The following is a 15,196-nucleotide window of genomic DNA, read 5'->3' on the forward strand; positions in this document are numbered from 1 at the left end:
ATTTTTGTGCGAGTGGCCGGAACCTCCGTGTTCCTCCCTGCATCTCACTCATTGTCGGTTTGGATGATGTTTCGGGTCATATCACAGCGCGAATGGGGATGACATGCGCGGGATCAGTCGAAGGGGCCTTCTCGGGGCGGGTGTCGGAGCGGCGGCAGCGCTCGGCATCGCCGGGTGCAGCGACAACGGCAAGGGCGAAACGGGCAGTTCCGGACCGGGCAAGGGAGGCTCGCCCTCGGGCGGCACCGAGCCCACCACCCCGGCCCCGACCAAGGACGACGTCCGCCTCATCGGCGACGGTTCCACCGCCGACACCGGCAAGCAGCCGCACCAGCCCGACACCCCGGTCCCGCTCGAACCCGGCCAGACCCCGCCGCAGTTCGTGGTCTTCTCCTGGGATGGCGCCGGCGAGGTCGGCAACGGCCTCTTCCCCCGCTTCCTCGAACTGGCCCGCAACCACGACGCGGCCATGACCTTCTTCCTCTCCGGCATCTACCTGCTGCCCGAGTCCAAGAAGGACCTCTACCGGCCGCCGAACAACCGCGTCGGCGCCTCCGACATCGGCTACCTCACCGACGCGCACATCAAGGACACCCTCAAGAACGTCCGGCAGGCGTGGCTCGACGGGCACGAGATCGGCACCCACTTCAACGGGCACTTCTGCGGCGGCTCCGGCTCGGTCGGCAACTGGACCCCGGCCCAGTGGCAGAGCGAGATCGACCAGGCCGTGAAGTTCGTCACCGAGTGGAAGACCAACAGCGGCTGGACCGACCTCGACCCGCTGCCCTTCGACTACACGAAGGAGCTCGTCGGCGGCCGCACCCCCTGCCTCCTCGGCCAGGACAACCTGCTGCCCACCGCCAAGCGCCTCGGCTGGCGCTACGACGCCAGCTCCCCCGGCGGCCGCCAGACCTGGCCCGTCAAGCGCAAGGGGATCTGGGACTTCCCGCTCCAGGCCGTGCCCTTCCCCGGGCACTCCTTCGAAGTGCTGTCCATGGACTACAACATGCTGGCGAACCAGTCCAAGAACAGCACCCAGGGCATGCCCTCCCGCTATCCCGGCTGGCGCAAGCAGGCCACCGACGCGCTGGTCTCCGGCTTCACGCGCGCCTACGAGTCCAACCGCGCCCCCTTCTTCGTCGGCAACCACTTCGAGCAGTGGAACGGCGGCATCTACATGGACGCCGTCGAGGAGGCGATCAAGGCGATGGCCGGGAAGAAGGACGTCCGGCTCGTCTCGTTCCGCCAGTTCACGGACTGGATGGACGTCCAGGACCCGGCGATCCTCGCCCGCCTGCGTACCCTCGACGTGGGCCAGAAGCCGGCCGGCGGCTGGGCCGGCTATCTCAAAGCCGCTTAGGCGATCTTGACAAGGGGCGTTACGGGCACGTAGGGGGGTGCCCAAGATCCCCCAAACGCCCATGCGAAACTTTTCACATGAGCCTTAGCCGTGGCCTCCGTCCTGCCCCCCGACGCGCCCTCGCCGCCGTCGGCGTGCTGTCCGCCGCCCTCGTGCTCTCCGCCTGCGGCGGCGACGACAACGGCACCTCCGGCGGCGGCAACACCAACTTCGTCACCAGCAAGGGCGGCATCTCCACCGTCCCCAAGGGCGAGCGCGCCGGCATCAACACGATCGCCGGCGAGACGCTGGAGGGCGAGAAGCTCGACGTCGCCGACCTCAAGGGCAAGGTCGTCGTCCTCAACGTCTGGGGTTCCTGGTGCGGCCCGTGCCGCGCCGAGGCCCCCCACTTCGTCAAGGCGGCCAACGACCTCAAGGGCCAGGACGTGGCCTTCGTCGGCCTCAACACCCGCGACGCCAACAAGCAGCAGGCGCTCGCCTTCGAGGCCGACTACAAGGTGCCCTACCCGAGCCTCTACGACCGGGACGGCAAGCTGATCCTCTTCGGCTTCCCCAAGGGCACCCTCAGCCCCAAGGGCATCCCCTCCACCGTCGTCCTCGACAAGGAGGGCAAGATCGCCGCCCGCGCGCTCATGGCCGTCGACGAGGCCAAGCTCCGCTCCATGATCGACCCGCTTCTCAAGGAGAAGTGAGCCGGTGAACGAGACCGTCACCAGCGGAGCCCTGCTGCTCGCCGTCCCCGTCGCCCTCCTGGCCGGCCTGGTCTCCTTCTTCTCGCCCTGCGTGCTCCCGCTCGTCCCCGGCTACCTGTCGTACGTCACCGGCGTCTCCGGCACCGACCTCGCCGACAGCCGCCGCGGCCGGATGACCGCCGGCGCCCTCCTCTTCGTCGCCGGGTTCACCGCCGTCTTCGTCTCCGGCGGCGCCCTCTTCGGCTACTTCGGCGCCACGCTCCAGGAGTACAGCGGGACGCTGAGCACGATCCTCGGCGTCTTCATGATCCTCATGGGGCTCTTCTTCGCCGGGCTGATGCCGTGGTTCACCCAGCGCGAGTTCCGCTTCCACCGGAAGCCCGTCGCCGGCCTCCTCGGCGCCCCCGTCCTCGGCGCGCTCTTCGGCATCGGCTGGACCCCGTGCATCGGTCCGACCCTCGCCTCGGTCAACGCGCTCGCCCTCGAACAGGCCAGCGCCGGACGCGGGGCCATACTGGCCCTCGCGTACTGCCTCGGCCTCGGCGTCCCCTTCGTCCTCGCCGCCGTCGCGTTCCGCAAGGCCCTCGGAGCGTTCGGCTGGGTCAAGAAGCACTACGTGTGGGTCATGCGGGTCGGCGGCGGCATGATGATCGTCACCGGTGTCCTGCTCCTCACAGGCGTCTGGGACAGCATGGTCTCCACGATGCAGGGCTGGTCCAGCGGTTTCACGGTGGGAATCTGATCCATGAGCAAGACCGACACGACGGACACGACCGACGCGCCCGACGCGTCCTCCGCGCCCGGTGACGAGGCCGCGGGCGCGGACCTCTCCACCGCGCCCAAGGAGGAGACCCTCGGCGGCCCCACCCTCGGGGTCGTCGGCTGGGTCCGCTGGTTCTGGCGCCAGCTCACCTCCATGCGGGTGGCGCTGATCCTGCTCTTCCTGCTCTCGCTGGGCGCCGTCCCCGGCTCCCTCATCCCGCAGTCCAGCGCGGACGAGATGAAGGTCGCCGACTTCAAGAAGGCGCACGAGGCCCTCACCCCGCTCTACGAGAAGCTCCAGCTCTTCGACGTCTACAGCTCGGTGTGGTTCTCCGCGATCTACATCCTGCTGTTCGTCTCGCTCATCGGCTGCATCGTCCCGCGCACCTGGCAGTTCGTCGGCCAGCTCCGCGGCCTGCCGCCGGGCGCTCCCAAGCGGCTCACCCGCCTGCCCGCCTACACGACCTGGCGCACCGAGGCCGCCCCCGAGGAGGTCCACGAGGCGGCCCTCGCCGTCCTCAAGGGCCGCCGCTTCCGGGCCCGTACGGCCGGTGACGCCGTCGCCGCCGAGAAGGGCTACCTCCGCGAGGCCGGCAACCTGCTCTTCCACCTCGCGCTGATCGTGATGCTGGTGGCCTTCGCCTGGGGCCAGCTCTTCAAGTCCGAGGGCGGCAAGCTCGTCGTCGAGGGCGACGGCTTCTCCAACACGCTCACCCAGTACGACGACTTCAAGTCCGGCTCCCAGTTCGCCGTCGACGAGCTGGAACCGTTCAACTTCACCCTGGACAGCTTCACCGGCACGTACGAGAAGAGCGGCCCGCAGCGCGGCACCCCCCGCACCTTCGAGGCCGCCGTCACGTACACCCAGGGCGACGGCGCGGACAAGAAGGCGGTCATCCGGGTCAACGAGCCGCTGAAGCTCGGCGACTCCAAGGTCTACCTGATCGCCCACGGCTACGCGCCGGTCGTCACCGTCAAGGACCGCCAGGGCAAGGTCGTCTTCAACGGCGCCGTCCCGCTGCTGCCCATCGACAACAACATCACCTCCACCGGCGCGATCAAGGTGATGGACGGCTACCGCGACAAGAACGGCGACAAGGAACAGCTGGGCTTCAAGGCGTTCTTCGTGCCGACCTTCGCCGGAGCGGGCAAGGGCAGCATGTTCTCGCAGTTCCCCGCGCTCGACTTCCCCGTGATGGCCCTCACCGGCTACCACGGCAGCCTGCGGGTGGACTCCGGTCTGCCGCAGAACGTGTACCAGCTCGACACCTCCAAGATGACCCAGTTCAAGGTCGACGGAGGCACCGGAGTCGCCCAGCGGATGGTGCCCGGCGAGACCATGACCCTGCCCGACGGCGCCGGCTCGATCACCTTCGAGAAGGACATCAAGGAGTGGGCGAGCTTCCAGGTCTCGCAGCAGCCGGGCAACGGCCTCGCCCTCTCCGGCGCGGTCGCCGCGATCGCCGGACTCACCGGCTCCCTCTTCATCCAGCGGCGCCGGATCTGGGTCCGCGCCGTCCGCGGCGAGGACGGCACGACCGTCGTCGAGATGGCGGGCCTCGGCCGCAGCGAGTCCGCCAAGCTGCCCGAGGAGCTCGCCGATCTCGCGGTCGCGCTCACCGCCCAGGCGCCCCAGGCGCCGGAACCTGCCGAAGCCGAAGCAGAAGCCTCAGAAGGGGTCGAGAAGTGATCCTCGCCGCCGAGACCAACGAGAGCCTGGCGCAGATGAGCAACACGCTCGTCTACTCCTCGATGGCCGTCTACACCCTGGCCTTCCTCGCCCACATCGCCGAGTGGGTGTTCGGCAGTCGCAGCAAGGTCGGCCGCACGGCCGCCGCGCTGACGCAGCCGGCCGCCGCGGCGGCGAAGGTGACCGTCCAGGTCAAGGGGGCCGGCGGCACCACCGTCCTGGACCGGCCCAAGGTCGTCACCCGGGCCGCCGCCGGCGCCCGTGACGTCCCCGACGGCCCCGGTGCCGCCGGCGGCACCGTCAAGGGCGACCTGTACGGCCGGATCGCCATCTCGCTCACCGTCCTCGCCTTCGCCCTGGAGGCGGTCGGCGTGGTCACCCGCGCGATCTCCGTGCAGCGCGCCCCCTGGGGCAACATGTACGAGTTCTCCACCACCTTCTCCACGGTGGCGGTCGGCACCTACCTCGGCTTCCTGCTGGCGAAGAAGAACGTCCGCTGGATCGGCCTCCCGCTGGTGACCACGGTCCTGCTCGACCTGGGCGTCGCCACCACCTGGCTGTACACCGAGAGCGACCAGCTGGTCCCGGCGCTCGACTCGTACTGGCTGTGGATCCACGTCTCCACCGCGATCTTCTGCGGCGCCGTCTTCTACCTCGGCGCGGTCGCCACCCTGCTGTACCTCTTCCGCGACTCGTACGAGAACAAGCTCGCGAACGGCGGCGAGCCCGGGTCCTTCGCCCGCTCCGTCCTGGAGCGGCTGCCCTCCGCGGCCTCGCTCGACAAGTTCTCCTACCGGGTCAACGCCGCCGTCTTCCCGCTGTGGACCTTCACGATCATCGCGGGCGCCATCTGGGCCGGCGACGCGTGGGGCCGCTACTGGGGCTGGGACGCCAAGGAGGTCTGGTCCTTCATCACGTGGGTCGGTTACGCCGCCTACCTGCACGCCCGCGCCACCGCCGGCTGGAAGGGCCGCAAGGCCGCGTACATCGCGCTCATCGCCTTCGGCTGCTTCCTCTTCAACTACTACGGCGTGAACATCTTCGTCAGCAGCAAGCACTCCTACGCGGGCGTCTGAGCTGGCAGGGCCCCCGTCGGGGGGCCACGCTGGAGGTATGACCGAGATACCCCGGGGCAGGAGCGAGACCCACGACGGCGACACGCACCTGTCGCGGTACGCGTTCGAGCTGCCGCACCCGCAGGCGGTGGTCTGGGCGGCGGTCGCCTCGCCGGAGGGACTGCCGTCCTGGCTCTGCGAGGCGGACCCGCTGGAGCCGCGGCTCGGCGGGAAGGTCGTCCTCCGCTGGCTGAACGGCGACACCGAGGTCTCGGGGCGGGTGACCGCCTGGGACCCGGACCACGTGGCCGAGTACACGGTCGGCGCCCCGCACGGACGGATCCGGTTCCATCTGGAACCGGCCGCCGGCGGGGCGTCGACCGTGCTGCGTTTCACCAACGAGTTCCGCGGCGACCGGGACCTGCTCCTGGACTGCCTGGCCGGCTGGCACGACCACTTCGAACGGCTGCGGGACGCGCTGGACGGGCATCCGACGGACTGGCGGCAGTGGACGACGGGCCGCTGGAACGAGCTGCGGGAGCTGTACGCCCAGGACGCGGCGCCCTGGCCGAAGTGGGTGCCCTAGCGGCCCTCGGGCCGCCCCCGGCCCAGGCCCGCACCGCCCCCCGCTCGTTCCCACCGCCACCGGCCCAGGCCCGCACCGCCCCCGGCTCGCTCCCACCGCCCCCGGCCCGTACCCGCACCGGCCCGGACGGGTGACCCCGTCCGGGCTTCGGTGCGTACTCCCCCCGGCCCGGGCGTCAGCGCCGGGCCGGGTCCGTCGCCTCGCGGGCGACTGAGAGGGGTTCGGCGATGTCCTCCAGCGAGCGGCGCTCGGCGTTCACCGCCAGGAAGGCCGCCACGATTCCCGCCGCGCACATCAGCGCGGCGCCGATCTGGAAGGCCAGCACCGTGTCGCCGACCACGCCCGACTCCGTCAGCTCGGCGAAGATCAGCGGGCCGCTGATGCCGCCCGCCGCCGTGCCCAGCGCGTAGAAGAAGGCGATGGCCATCGCGCGGGTCTCCATCGGGAAGATCTCGGAGACGGTCAGATAGGCGCTGGAGGCGCCCGTCGAGGCGAAGAACAGCACCACGCACCAGCAGGCCGTCATGGTCGTCGCGGACAGCGAGCCGCGGTCGAAGAGCCAGGCGGTGCCGAAGAGCAGCAGGCCCGACAGCAGATAGGTGCCGGAGATCATGATCCGGCGGCCGACGGTGTCGAAGAGCCGGCCGAGCAGCAGCGGCCCCAGGAAGTTGCCCGCCGCGATCACCGCGAAGTAGTAGCCGGTGCTGCCGGTCGGCACGTCGAAGAAGGTGATGAGGATGGTGCCGAAGCCGAAGGTGATGGCGTTGTAGAGGAACGCCTGGCCGATGAAGAGCGACAGGCCGAGGACGGCGCGGCGCGGGTAGCGGCCGAAGACGGTCCTGGCGATCGTGCCGAAGCCGATGCTCCTGCGCTGGTGGATGGTGATCTCACCGGCCGGCGGCGGCAGCTTCTCGCCCTTCTCCGCCTCGATCTCCTTCTCCACCGAGGTGACCAGGGCGTCGGCCTCCTCGCCGTGCCCGTGGATGAACTGCCAGCGTGGACTCTCCGGCACGTGCCGCCGCACCAGCAGGATGACCAGGCCGAGGACGACGCCGAGGGCGAAGCTGAGCCGCCAGCCGAGGTCCTTCGGGAAGATGTCGGTGTCCAGCATGACGATCGACAGCAGGGCGCCGCCGATGGCGCCCAGCCAGTAGCTGCCGTTGATGATCAGGTCGACGCGTCCCCGGTAGAGGGACGGGATCAGCTCGTCGATCGCCGAGTTGATGGCCGCGTACTCGCCGCCGATGCCGAAGCCGGTGAGGAAGCGGAAGAGGAAGAACCACCAGGACTCGAAGGACAGGGCGGTCATCGCCGTGGCGCCGAGATAGACGACCAGGGTGATCATGAACAGCTTCTTGCGGCCGTAGCGGTCGGTCAGCCATCCGAAGAACAGCGCGCCCGAGCAGGCGCCCGCCACGTAGAGGGCGGCGGCCACGCCGGTGACCTGGGCCGCGGTGATGTCGAGGCCGCTGCCCTCCTCGGCCAGCCGGCCGGCGACGTTGCCGACGATGGTGACCTCCAGGCCGTCGAGGATCCAGACGGTGCCGAGGCCGATGACGATCATCCAGTGCCAGCGGGACCAGGGAAGGCGGTCGAGTCTGGCCGGTACGGCGGTGGTGACCGTGTCCGTCCCGGCGGGCACGGAAGAAGACGGCGCGCTCATGGTGCTCCTCTCGTCGTCGGGGCGGGTACCCCCGCCGCGGGGCGTCATCCGTCGGCGCGGCTCCGGCGGAGGGTGTCCATCCGGTCGCGCAGGGTGAGGCGGCGGCGCCGGTCGCGGCGCTCGCGGACGCGTCGGTCCAGCTCCTCCATCAGCCGCCGTCCCCGGTGCTCGGGATCGAGCTCGTCCAGGATCCGGTCGACCTCGGCGAGCAGCGCGCCGTACAGCTGCCAGCGGCCGGGGTCGGCGAGGGCGAGGGCGAGGAGCCGTTCGGCGGCGTCGTCCCGGCAGACGCGGGCGGCCCGCAGCTCGCCCGCCAGGCGGGTCTCCGCGGCCTCGGCGTCCTCGCTGTCCCGCGCGGTGACGAGGACGCCGAAGCTGACGAGGGCGTCGGCGGTGTACTGGGCGGTCTCCCGGAAGGCGAGGGCGGCACGGTCCGGCAGCAGCGCGTCGCCCGCGCGGTGCTTGGCCAGGTCGGTGAGGGTGCGGGCGAGGACCCGGAGGACGACGGCGCAGATCTCCAGGGTGTCGAGGCCGGTGCGCAGCACGACCCCGTGGAGGAGGCCCTCCTTGACGCGGGGGTTCAGCCGCAGGCTGTCCTCGGCGGTGCGCAGGGCCCCGTCGACGTCGGCGACGTCGTTGTCGAGGCGGCGGGCCTCGTGGAGGCGCTCGGCGGCCTGCTCGACGGGCGGCGCGCCGGTGAACTCGTCCGCCACGTCGAGGAGCAGCAGGCGCATCCGCCGGGCGAGGTCCTCGATGGAGTCGCCGGCCGTGTCGACCCAGACGGGCGGGACGAGGAAGAGGTTGAAGAGCATGCCGACGACGGCGCCGATCAGGGTCTCCAGGACGCGGTCCCACGCGGTGTCGGAGACCTGGGTGACGCCGAGGACGAGCATGGCGCTGATGGCGACCTCGGGGACGAACTCCTCGACCCGGACGAGCCGCCCGACGAGCAGCGAGGCCAGGATGACCAGGGCCAGGCTCCACCAGGAGAGGCCGACGACGACGCTGAACGCGATGGCGATGAGGACGCCGACGACGACCGAGTTCACCCGGCGGAGGCTGGTGGTCAGGGTGGAGTAGAGCGTGACCTGGACGACCAGGAGGGCGGTGAGGGGGGCCGTGAGGGGGACCGGCTCGCTGCTGAGCCGCAGCGCGACGACGTAGCTGAGGGTGGCCGCCGCCGTGGACCGGACGGTCTGTACGACGAAGGGGTCGCGGCGCAGGCGCGCCAGGAGCCCGCCGACCCGGTCGTGCCCTCCTCCGTCACGTGCCACGTCCCACCTCGTCCCGTCGGCCGCCCCGGCGGGGCCCTCTGGACGACCGCCTGCCCGGACGGCCCCGCGCTCATGCGCGGATACGGCCGGGCGGACGCGGGGTCACCCCCGCTTGGGCGGCAGGCAGGAGGTCGACGGGGGTGTGCCCTCGGGCCAGGCGGTCCGGACGAAGCGCTGGGTGCCGTCGGGGGCCAGCTCCACGATCGGCACGGCCTTGTTGTACGGGTTGCCGTGGTTGTCGAGGCAGATCCAGCCGCTCGCGCCCTCGACCCGCAGCGAGCCCTTGACCTGCGGCCACTGGGTGCCGACGTCGGCGAGTTCCGGGTAGGGGGCGTCGGCGGGGGTGGCCTGGCGGATCGCGTGGACGGCCGTCGCCATGGCGTCGTACGCGATGATCGCCTGCCCGTCGCGCAGCGGTATCGGCTTCGGGTCGGCGCGGGCGATGTCGGTCAGGAAGGTCTCGAAGGCGACGACCGAGCCGCCGGTCGGGGGCACCGGCCGGCCCGTCGCGGGCTTCCAGGCGTCCGGGTGGGCGAGGGCGGCGTACCGGACGGTCAGCTTCTTGCCGAGGGCGGCGCGGTTGAGCTTGGTGTCGGCGCCGAGGTACGAGCCCTCGTCGCCGGTCAGGACGGTGAAGGCGCGGTCGGCGCAGCCGCGGGAGCCGAGCGCGTTGACGAACTGGCGCAGCTGGGTGTGGCGGCCGGCGAAGAAGACGGTCTCGGCGCGGGTGTCGCAGATCAGGTGGGTGATCTGGCGGAAGGTGTTGGCGGTGGTGCCCTCCTCGGTGTTGTCCTTCGGCGAGGTGTAGAGCTGCGGCTCGTACGGGGCGCCCTTGAGGGAGGCGGCGAAGGCCGTCCGCAGGGTGTCGATGTAGTGGTCGCCGGTGCGGGAGTCCTGGACGAGGATGGCGCGGGCCGCGTCGACCTCGCCGAAGTGGGCGAGGGCCTTCGCCTCGTCGCTGTTGGTGGGGGAGACCCGGGCGAGCCCGGGGAAGCGGTCGCGGCCGGGGCCGTTGGCGAGGTCGTCGGCGGTGATGGTGGTGCCGACGACGGCGATCCCGGCGCCGGTGAGTGCGGTGACCGCCTCCCGCACCTCGGTGGAGGAGGTGGCGACGCCGGAGACGGCGCGGAGCCGGTCGGGCGCGCCGGTCATGGGCAGGAGCCGGTCGACGGCCTCGCGCCAGTGGGCGTTGCGGTTGCCGGTGTTGGCGAGGACCAGGCGGATCTTGGGGGTCTCGCTGTTGGACTCGTGGTTGGCCCGGTACTGGTAGGCGTAGGCGCCCTGGAGTTCGCGGAGGATCTTCTCGCGGGTGCCGGGGTCGGTGGCGGTGAGGGGGAGCAGGACGGCGACGGTGGCGTACTCGCCGGCCTTGAGGGTGGCGTTCTCGCGCCCGATGGCGGCGGTGATCGCGGTGAGCGCGGGGACGCGGAAGTCGTGTCCGGTCCCGTCGACGCCGACGCACTCGGTGCTGTTCGCGGGGCGGGTCACCCCGGGGGCGCAGGAACGGTCCTCCGGTTTGGCGATCACATAGAGGCCCCAGCCGCCGAGACCGACGACGAGGGAGGTCGCGACGAGGGTGCTGAGGAGCTTCTGCCGGGGTGTCCAGAAGAAGCGGCGGCGCAGCCGGTCGAGCATGGCGTCAGACTCCGTCCTCGCGTCCGGGCGGCAGCGAGGGCTCCCGCCAGGCGCGGATGTCGCGCGGCCAGTGGCCGGCCGCGTCCCACAGTGGACCGCTGCCGGTGAGGTGGCGGCCGGAGAGCCGGCGCAGTTCGTACGCCAGCCGGTCGGCGACCTCCTCGTCGGGCAGTGTGAGCGGATCGGTGAGCAGCCATGCGGCGTGCAGCAGCCGCCGCAGGGAGAGGTGCAGTTCGGCGGCGTCGGGGCCGAGCCCGTCCGGGAGCGCGGGGTCGGCCTCCTGGCCGAGGGCGATCGCCCGGCGCGGGTCCGGCCCGGTGCGGCCCCGCTCGCGCGGATAGGGGGCGGCGGCGACGAACCGCAGCACCCCGAGCCAGCCGAGGACGTCGGGGCCGGGGAAGGTGAGCCGCAGGTGGGCGACGGCCTCGGCGGTCTCGCCGAGCGCCAGGTCGTGGTGGAGCCGGTACGGGCCGGGCTGCGGTCCGTAGTGCCGGCGGAGGGTCTCGTGGACGGCCCGCCAGGCGGAGTAGCCGGGGTGGTCGCCGTCCTCGAAGCGGAGCCGGTGCAGTAGCAGGGCGCGCAGCAGCGGGTCGCCGACGAAGTGGCCGGGCCGCTCGGGCCAGTGCTCGGCGCGCAGCCGGTCGCGGACCCGGAGGGCGACGTCGCCGTCGAGGGACTCGGCGGGCAGCCGGGCCTGGGCGAGGCGGCGGGCGGACTCCTCGTCGTGCGCGGCGGCGAGCACCGCGTACGGGCCCGGCCGGGGGACCGGCAGCAGGGCGGTCAGGAGCGCGGGGGCGACCGGCACGGGCGCGGCGTCCTCGCGGAGCTCCACGGCGAGGTCGAGCCGGTCGCCGGCCGGCAGGGCGGTGCGGGCGGCGGGCGGGGTCGCGCCGGCGGCCCGGGCGAGCAGGTCGACGCCGAGCGGGCGGCCGCCGGTGAGCCGGTGGACGGCCCGGGAGAGCGCGGCGGGCGCGCGGCCCTCCGGGTCGTGGCGGTCGAAGGCGGCGCGGGTCTGGGTGGGCGTGAGCGGGGTGAGGTCGACGGCGAGGAGCCCGGAGCCGACCCGCCCGGTGCGGGGGCAGGGCGCCTGGTGGGCGGTCTCGGGCAGCCGGAGGCGGGTGGCGTGGCGCAGCGCCTCGTCCTCGCGCGGGCGGGAGGCGGCGAGCACCACGGTGTGGTCGCGGCGGCCGGTGGAGCGGGCGCGCAGAATCGGTTCGACCAGGGCGCGGCCGACGGGTTCGTGGGCGTTGTCGAGGAGGAGCAGCGGCCGGCCGACGCGGCTGCCGAGGTGCCGTCCGGTGTAGGCGCGGAGCAGGTCCTCGGTGAGGGTCAGGGCGAGGAAGGACTCGGCCTCCTCGCGGCGCGGCCCGCCCTGCGCGAAGTCGACGGCGAGCTGCTGGAGCCCGGCACGGCCGCGCCCGCCGGCGTTGCGGTAGCCGCCGAACCAGTCCTCCGGCGCCTTCCGGAAGCGGCTGAAGAACTCCTCGACGACGGTCTCGACGGTCGCCTCCGCGATCAGCCCGGCGAAGGGCGCGCCGGCCTCGGCGGCGGTGCCCGCCAGCTTGGCGAGGACCTTGCCGACCCAGGAGGCGGCGGCGGCCCGCCCGGCGTCCACGGTGGCCAGCAGCGGCCCGAGCCGCAGCAGGTCGCGGCGGGCCCGCTCGTCGTCGTCCCGGGTCCAGCCGACCGAGGTGACGGCGACGAGCCCGAGCGAGAGCCGCGGGAACGGGACGGGCCGGACGGCGTCGCCGCGCAGGCCGAGCTGCACGGCCAGCTCCGCCAGGGCCCCGGTGACGGGGGACCAGCCGGCCCCGTGGTCGGCGGGCTCCTCGACGGCGGAGCAGTCGAGGAGCGCGAGCGGGGTGAAGCCGCGGTAGCGGTTGCGGACCTCCTTGAGCAGCACGGTCTTGCCCATGCCGCGCCCGCCGGTGAAGACGGTGACCGGCGGGTCGTCGCCGTGCTCGAAGGGGACCCGCCCCTGGCCGTACGCTCCGAGCCCGACGAGCCGCGCGGCGAGCCCGCGCGGATCGAGGACCGCCTCGCGGCCGTACAGCTCTCTGTGCACCCGCCACCCCCGTCGCAGTCAACTCAAGGATATCGACCGCGTGTTGGGAACTGGAGGGGCTTTTCGGGTCTGTTGCCGAGGCGTTGTCAGTCCGTGGCGATGGCGTCGAGCCGGCCCCGCAGGTACCGGTGGGACTCGATGCCGTGGATCGTCGTCCCGGGCGTGCACTCGTAGAAGTACACCAGCGACATCAGCTCCTCCCCGGGTGCGTCGGCGGGCGGCGGCAGCACCCGGTGCCGGCCCGAGCGCCACCGGCCTCCCGTCCAACTCGCCATCAGATCACCGATGTTGACGGTGAAGGCGGCGGGGTCGTACGGCGCGTCCTGCCAGCCGCCGGCGTCCGTGAAGACCTGGAGCCCGCCCTTCCCCGCCTCCCGGTCGAGCACGGTGACCGTGCCGAAGTCCGTGTGCGGGCCGATCCGGAACTGCCCGGGCTCCGGGACGCCCGTCCGCTCCCGCCCCGGGTACCAGTTGACGTTGAAGCCGAAGGTGGGGTGCCCGGTGTGCCGGGTGAAGAAGTCCCGCTCCTCGCCGAGCGCCACCCCGAGCAGGTCCAGCACCCGGTCCGACAGCGCCTTCATCCGCTCCAGGTACGCCTCCACCAGCGGCCGCAGCTCCGGCACCTCGGCGGGCCAGGTGTTGGGCAGGAACCACTCGGCGTCCACCGCCGGGTCCCCGGTCGGCTCCTCCGCCGCGAAGGACAGCGACTCCTTCAGGTCCGGCGGCGTCGCCGTCCCCTCCGCGTACCCGTTCGCCTCCGCGCCCGGCCCCAGCCAGCCGCGCCCGCCGACCCGCACGGCGTACCGCTCCTTGGCGGCGGCGGGCAGGTGGAAGAAGGCGCGGGCCGCCGCGCGGATGTCCCCGCGCAGGCCGGGATCCACCCCGTGCCCGGTGACCAGCAGGAACCCGGCCTGGCGCAGGGCGCGGTCGACGGCGGGCAGCTGCGGGCCAGGGTCGCGGGCCAGGTCGATCGTGGGCAGGCTCGCTTCACTCATCGCCGATGTCCTCGTTCCACAGGGCCGGGTGGGCGTCGATGAACTCCCGCATCAGCGCGGCGCATTCGGGGTCGTCCAGCACGACCACCTCGACGCCGTGCTCCGCCAGCCAGTCGTGCCCGCCGTGGAAGGTCCGGGCCTCCCCGACGACCACCCGCGAGATCCCGAACTGCCGCACCAGGCCGGAGCAGTACCAGCACGGCGACAGCGTCGTCACCATCGTCGTCCCCCGGTACGAGCGCTGCCGACCGGCGTCCCGGAACGCGGCGGTCTCCGCGTGCGTCGCCGGGTCCCCGTCCTGCACCCGCCGGTTCCGCCCCCGCCCGAGCGGCGTCCCGTCGGCCCCGTAGAGCGCGGCCCCGATGGGGATCCCGCCCTCCCGGAGCCCGGCCCGCGCCTCGTCGAGCGCGGTGCGGAGCCATCGGCGCGCCTGTTCGTGGTCCAGGGGGGAGTTCATGCGGGGAGCCTTCCCCGGCGGGCGGGGAGGATCACGCCCGGTGCGGGGCGATCTCCTCCGGGAGGGGGTCGACGACGAAGGTGCCCTTGCCGTGGACGGTGAGGATCAAGCCGCGCTCGCGCAGGACTCCGGCCGCGCGGCGGACCGTGAGGTAGGCGACCCCGTACTCCGTGGCCAGGTCCCGCTCGGCGGGCAGCCGGGCGCCCGCGACGAGTTCGCCGGCGGCGATCCGGGCGGCGATGTGGTCGGCCACCGCGACGTAGACCAGCTGGGGTCCCTGCGGGTTGAACTCGGGGATCGGGCTGTTTTCGGTCACACGACCAACGTAAGCATCGAAGACCTGTGCGAACCATCGATGAGCTATGCAGAGCTATACATGGCTTATAGCCTTGGAGGACACGAAAACCCCGGCGACCGCTGCAACCGGCCCCGGGGCATGGCCACCAACTACCAACGGAGTTGATGACGTGCAGAACCTTATCGCGCACGCCCTGATCCCCTTCCTGCCTCTGCTCCTCCTCCTGCTCGTGCCGGCGGCGCCACGGCGTCGGCGGTGGACGTTGTGGCTGGCCACGGTCGGGATCGACGTCGACCGGCGGAACATCCACGCCGGGGTCGCCCGATGAGCCGCTGCGGGGCCCGGCGCTCCGTGTACGCCGTCGCGGAGGCGGTCCGGCCGGTGTGGGGCGGCTCGGTCTGCGTGCTCGCCGTCGGGCACGACGGGCTGCACCGCGACCGCGCGGGTGACGGCTGGTGGGTGACCCCGGAGATCGCCGACGCGGTGAGCGCGACCCTGCTGACCCGCGCCCTCGTGCCGGAACCCGAGCCGGAGCCCGAGTTCCGCTCACCGCGCTGTGTCATCGGCCGCCACGCCCGCTGCCGCGACCACGCGCCCCGCGACAGCGGCGTACCGGGGGTGCGGTACCTGGTGTGCGGGTGCCCGTGCCACGGGGGGTGACGGC

Annotated in this window: 15 protein-coding genes; 8 read left to right on the forward strand and 7 right to left on the reverse strand. The window is 72.5% G+C overall.

Features of this window, described 5'->3' with window-relative positions; all coding sequences use genetic code 11:
* Window positions 1-103: 103 nt before the first annotated feature.
* From IE321_RS05290 to IE321_RS05315, 6 genes are all read left to right on the forward strand, one after another.
* A complete protein-coding gene (locus tag IE321_RS05290) occupies window positions 104-1,360 on the forward strand; it encodes a polysaccharide deacetylase family protein (RefSeq protein ID WP_043226880.1) in 1,257 nt (418 codons plus the stop codon).
* 77 nt (window positions 1,361-1,437) lie between these two features.
* Window positions 1,438-2,052 (forward strand): TlpA family protein disulfide reductase, encoded by a 615-nt coding sequence (locus IE321_RS05295; RefSeq protein ID WP_043226881.1) that lies wholly within the window; start codon window positions 1,438-1,440, stop codon window positions 2,050-2,052.
* Window positions 2,053-2,056: 4 nt separating this feature from the next.
* Window positions 2,057-2,794 carry a cytochrome c biogenesis CcdA family protein gene (locus tag IE321_RS05300; protein WP_190221943.1) on the forward strand — a complete coding sequence of 246 codons (738 nt, stop codon included), beginning with the start codon at window positions 2,057-2,059 and terminating at the stop codon, window positions 2,792-2,794.
* A 3-nt stretch (window positions 2,795-2,797) separates the two neighbouring features.
* A complete protein-coding gene (resB, locus tag IE321_RS05305; RefSeq protein WP_043226883.1) occupies window positions 2,798-4,504 on the forward strand; it encodes a cytochrome c biogenesis protein ResB in 1,707 nt (568 codons plus the stop codon).
* On the forward strand, window positions 4,501-5,580 hold the full coding sequence (ccsB, locus tag IE321_RS05310; RefSeq protein WP_043226885.1) for a c-type cytochrome biogenesis protein CcsB: 1,080 nt from the start codon (window positions 4,501-4,503) through the stop codon (window positions 5,578-5,580). The genes resB and ccsB overlap by 4 nt, the downstream gene beginning before the upstream one ends.
* A 37-nt stretch (window positions 5,581-5,617) precedes the next feature.
* Window positions 5,618-6,145, forward strand: a complete 528-nt coding sequence (locus tag IE321_RS05315) for an SRPBCC domain-containing protein (protein ID WP_043226886.1) — start codon at window positions 5,618-5,620, stop codon at window positions 6,143-6,145.
* A gap of 175 nt (window positions 6,146-6,320) precedes the next feature.
* Here the strand turns inward: IE321_RS05315 and IE321_RS05320 are convergent, their stop codons facing one another.
* The 7 genes from IE321_RS05320 to IE321_RS05350 all read right to left on the reverse strand — a co-directional run bounded on the left by IE321_RS05320 (window position 6,321) and on the right by IE321_RS05350 (window position 14,550).
* The gene (locus tag IE321_RS05320) at window positions 6,321-7,808 is read right to left on the reverse strand and encodes an MFS transporter (RefSeq protein WP_190221944.1); all 1,488 of its coding nucleotides are present in this window, start codon (window positions 7,806-7,808) and stop codon (window positions 6,321-6,323) included.
* 44 nt (window positions 7,809-7,852) lie between these two features.
* A complete protein-coding gene (locus IE321_RS05325) occupies window positions 7,853-9,082 on the reverse strand; it encodes an FUSC family protein (protein WP_226652112.1) in 1,230 nt (409 codons plus the stop codon).
* Between the two features lie 102 nt (window positions 9,083-9,184).
* Window positions 9,185-10,717 (reverse strand): hypothetical protein, encoded by a 1,533-nt coding sequence (locus IE321_RS05330; RefSeq protein ID WP_190221945.1) that lies wholly within the window; start codon window positions 10,715-10,717, stop codon window positions 9,185-9,187.
* Window positions 10,718-10,721: 4 nt separating this feature from the next.
* Window positions 10,722-12,782, reverse strand: a complete 2,061-nt coding sequence (locus tag IE321_RS05335) for a hypothetical protein (protein ID WP_190221946.1) — start codon at window positions 12,780-12,782, stop codon at window positions 10,722-10,724.
* A gap of 86 nt (window positions 12,783-12,868) precedes the next feature.
* The gene (locus IE321_RS05340; RefSeq protein WP_043226890.1) at window positions 12,869-13,777 is read right to left on the reverse strand and encodes an isopenicillin N synthase family dioxygenase; all 909 of its coding nucleotides are present in this window, start codon (window positions 13,775-13,777) and stop codon (window positions 12,869-12,871) included.
* Window positions 13,770-14,234 carry a nucleoside deaminase gene (locus IE321_RS05345; protein WP_190221947.1) on the reverse strand — a complete coding sequence of 155 codons (465 nt, stop codon included), beginning with the start codon at window positions 14,232-14,234 and terminating at the stop codon, window positions 13,770-13,772. Before IE321_RS05345 ends, IE321_RS05340 begins: the two co-directional genes overlap by 8 nt.
* Before the next feature lie 31 nt (window positions 14,235-14,265).
* Complete coding sequence (locus tag IE321_RS05350) at window positions 14,266-14,550, reverse strand: GntR family transcriptional regulator (protein WP_190221948.1); 285 nt, start codon at window positions 14,548-14,550, stop codon at window positions 14,266-14,268.
* 151 nt (window positions 14,551-14,701) lie between these two features.
* Between IE321_RS05350 and IE321_RS05355 the strand changes: the two genes are divergently transcribed.
* Both IE321_RS05355 and IE321_RS05360 read left to right on the forward strand, forming a co-directional pair.
* The gene (locus IE321_RS05355) at window positions 14,702-14,860 is read left to right on the forward strand and encodes a hypothetical protein (protein WP_190222005.1); all 159 of its coding nucleotides are present in this window, start codon (window positions 14,702-14,704) and stop codon (window positions 14,858-14,860) included.
* The gene (locus tag IE321_RS05360; RefSeq protein WP_190221949.1) at window positions 14,857-15,192 is read left to right on the forward strand and encodes a hypothetical protein; all 336 of its coding nucleotides are present in this window, start codon (window positions 14,857-14,859) and stop codon (window positions 15,190-15,192) included. The genes IE321_RS05355 and IE321_RS05360 overlap by 4 nt, the downstream gene beginning before the upstream one ends.
* Window positions 15,193-15,196: the final 4 nt, after the last annotated feature.

The sequence above is a fragment of the Streptomyces hydrogenans genome, from assembly GCF_014656075.1.
Taxonomy (GTDB): domain Bacteria; phylum Actinomycetota; class Actinomycetes; order Streptomycetales; family Streptomycetaceae; genus Streptomyces; species Streptomyces hydrogenans.

Excerpts from the sequence above, each read along its gene's own strand:
- IE321_RS05290 (WP_043226880.1), top strand. The coding sequence starts at position 104 with ATGCGCGGGATCAGTCGAAGGGGCCTTCTCGGGGCGGGTGTCGGAGCG.
- IE321_RS05295 (WP_043226881.1), top strand. The coding sequence starts at position 1,438 with ATGAGCCTTAGCCGTGGCCTCCGTCCTGCCCCCCGACGCGCCCTCGCC.
- resB (WP_043226883.1), top strand. The coding sequence starts at position 2,798 with ATGAGCAAGACCGACACGACGGACACGACCGACGCGCCCGACGCGTCC.
- IE321_RS05315 (WP_043226886.1), top strand. The coding sequence starts at position 5,618 with ATGACCGAGATACCCCGGGGCAGGAGCGAGACCCACGACGGCGACACG.
- IE321_RS05320 (WP_190221944.1), bottom strand. The coding sequence starts at position 7,808 with ATGAGCGCGCCGTCTTCTTCCGTGCCCGCCGGGACGGACACGGTCACC.
- IE321_RS05330 (WP_190221945.1), bottom strand. The coding sequence starts at position 10,717 with ATGCTCGACCGGCTGCGCCGCCGCTTCTTCTGGACACCCCGGCAGAAG.
- IE321_RS05340 (WP_043226890.1), bottom strand. The coding sequence starts at position 13,777 with ATGAGTGAAGCGAGCCTGCCCACGATCGACCTGGCCCGCGACCCTGGC.
- IE321_RS05345 (WP_190221947.1), bottom strand. The coding sequence starts at position 14,234 with ATGAACTCCCCCCTGGACCACGAACAGGCGCGCCGATGGCTCCGCACC.
- IE321_RS05360 (WP_190221949.1), top strand. The coding sequence starts at position 14,857 with ATGAGCCGCTGCGGGGCCCGGCGCTCCGTGTACGCCGTCGCGGAGGCG.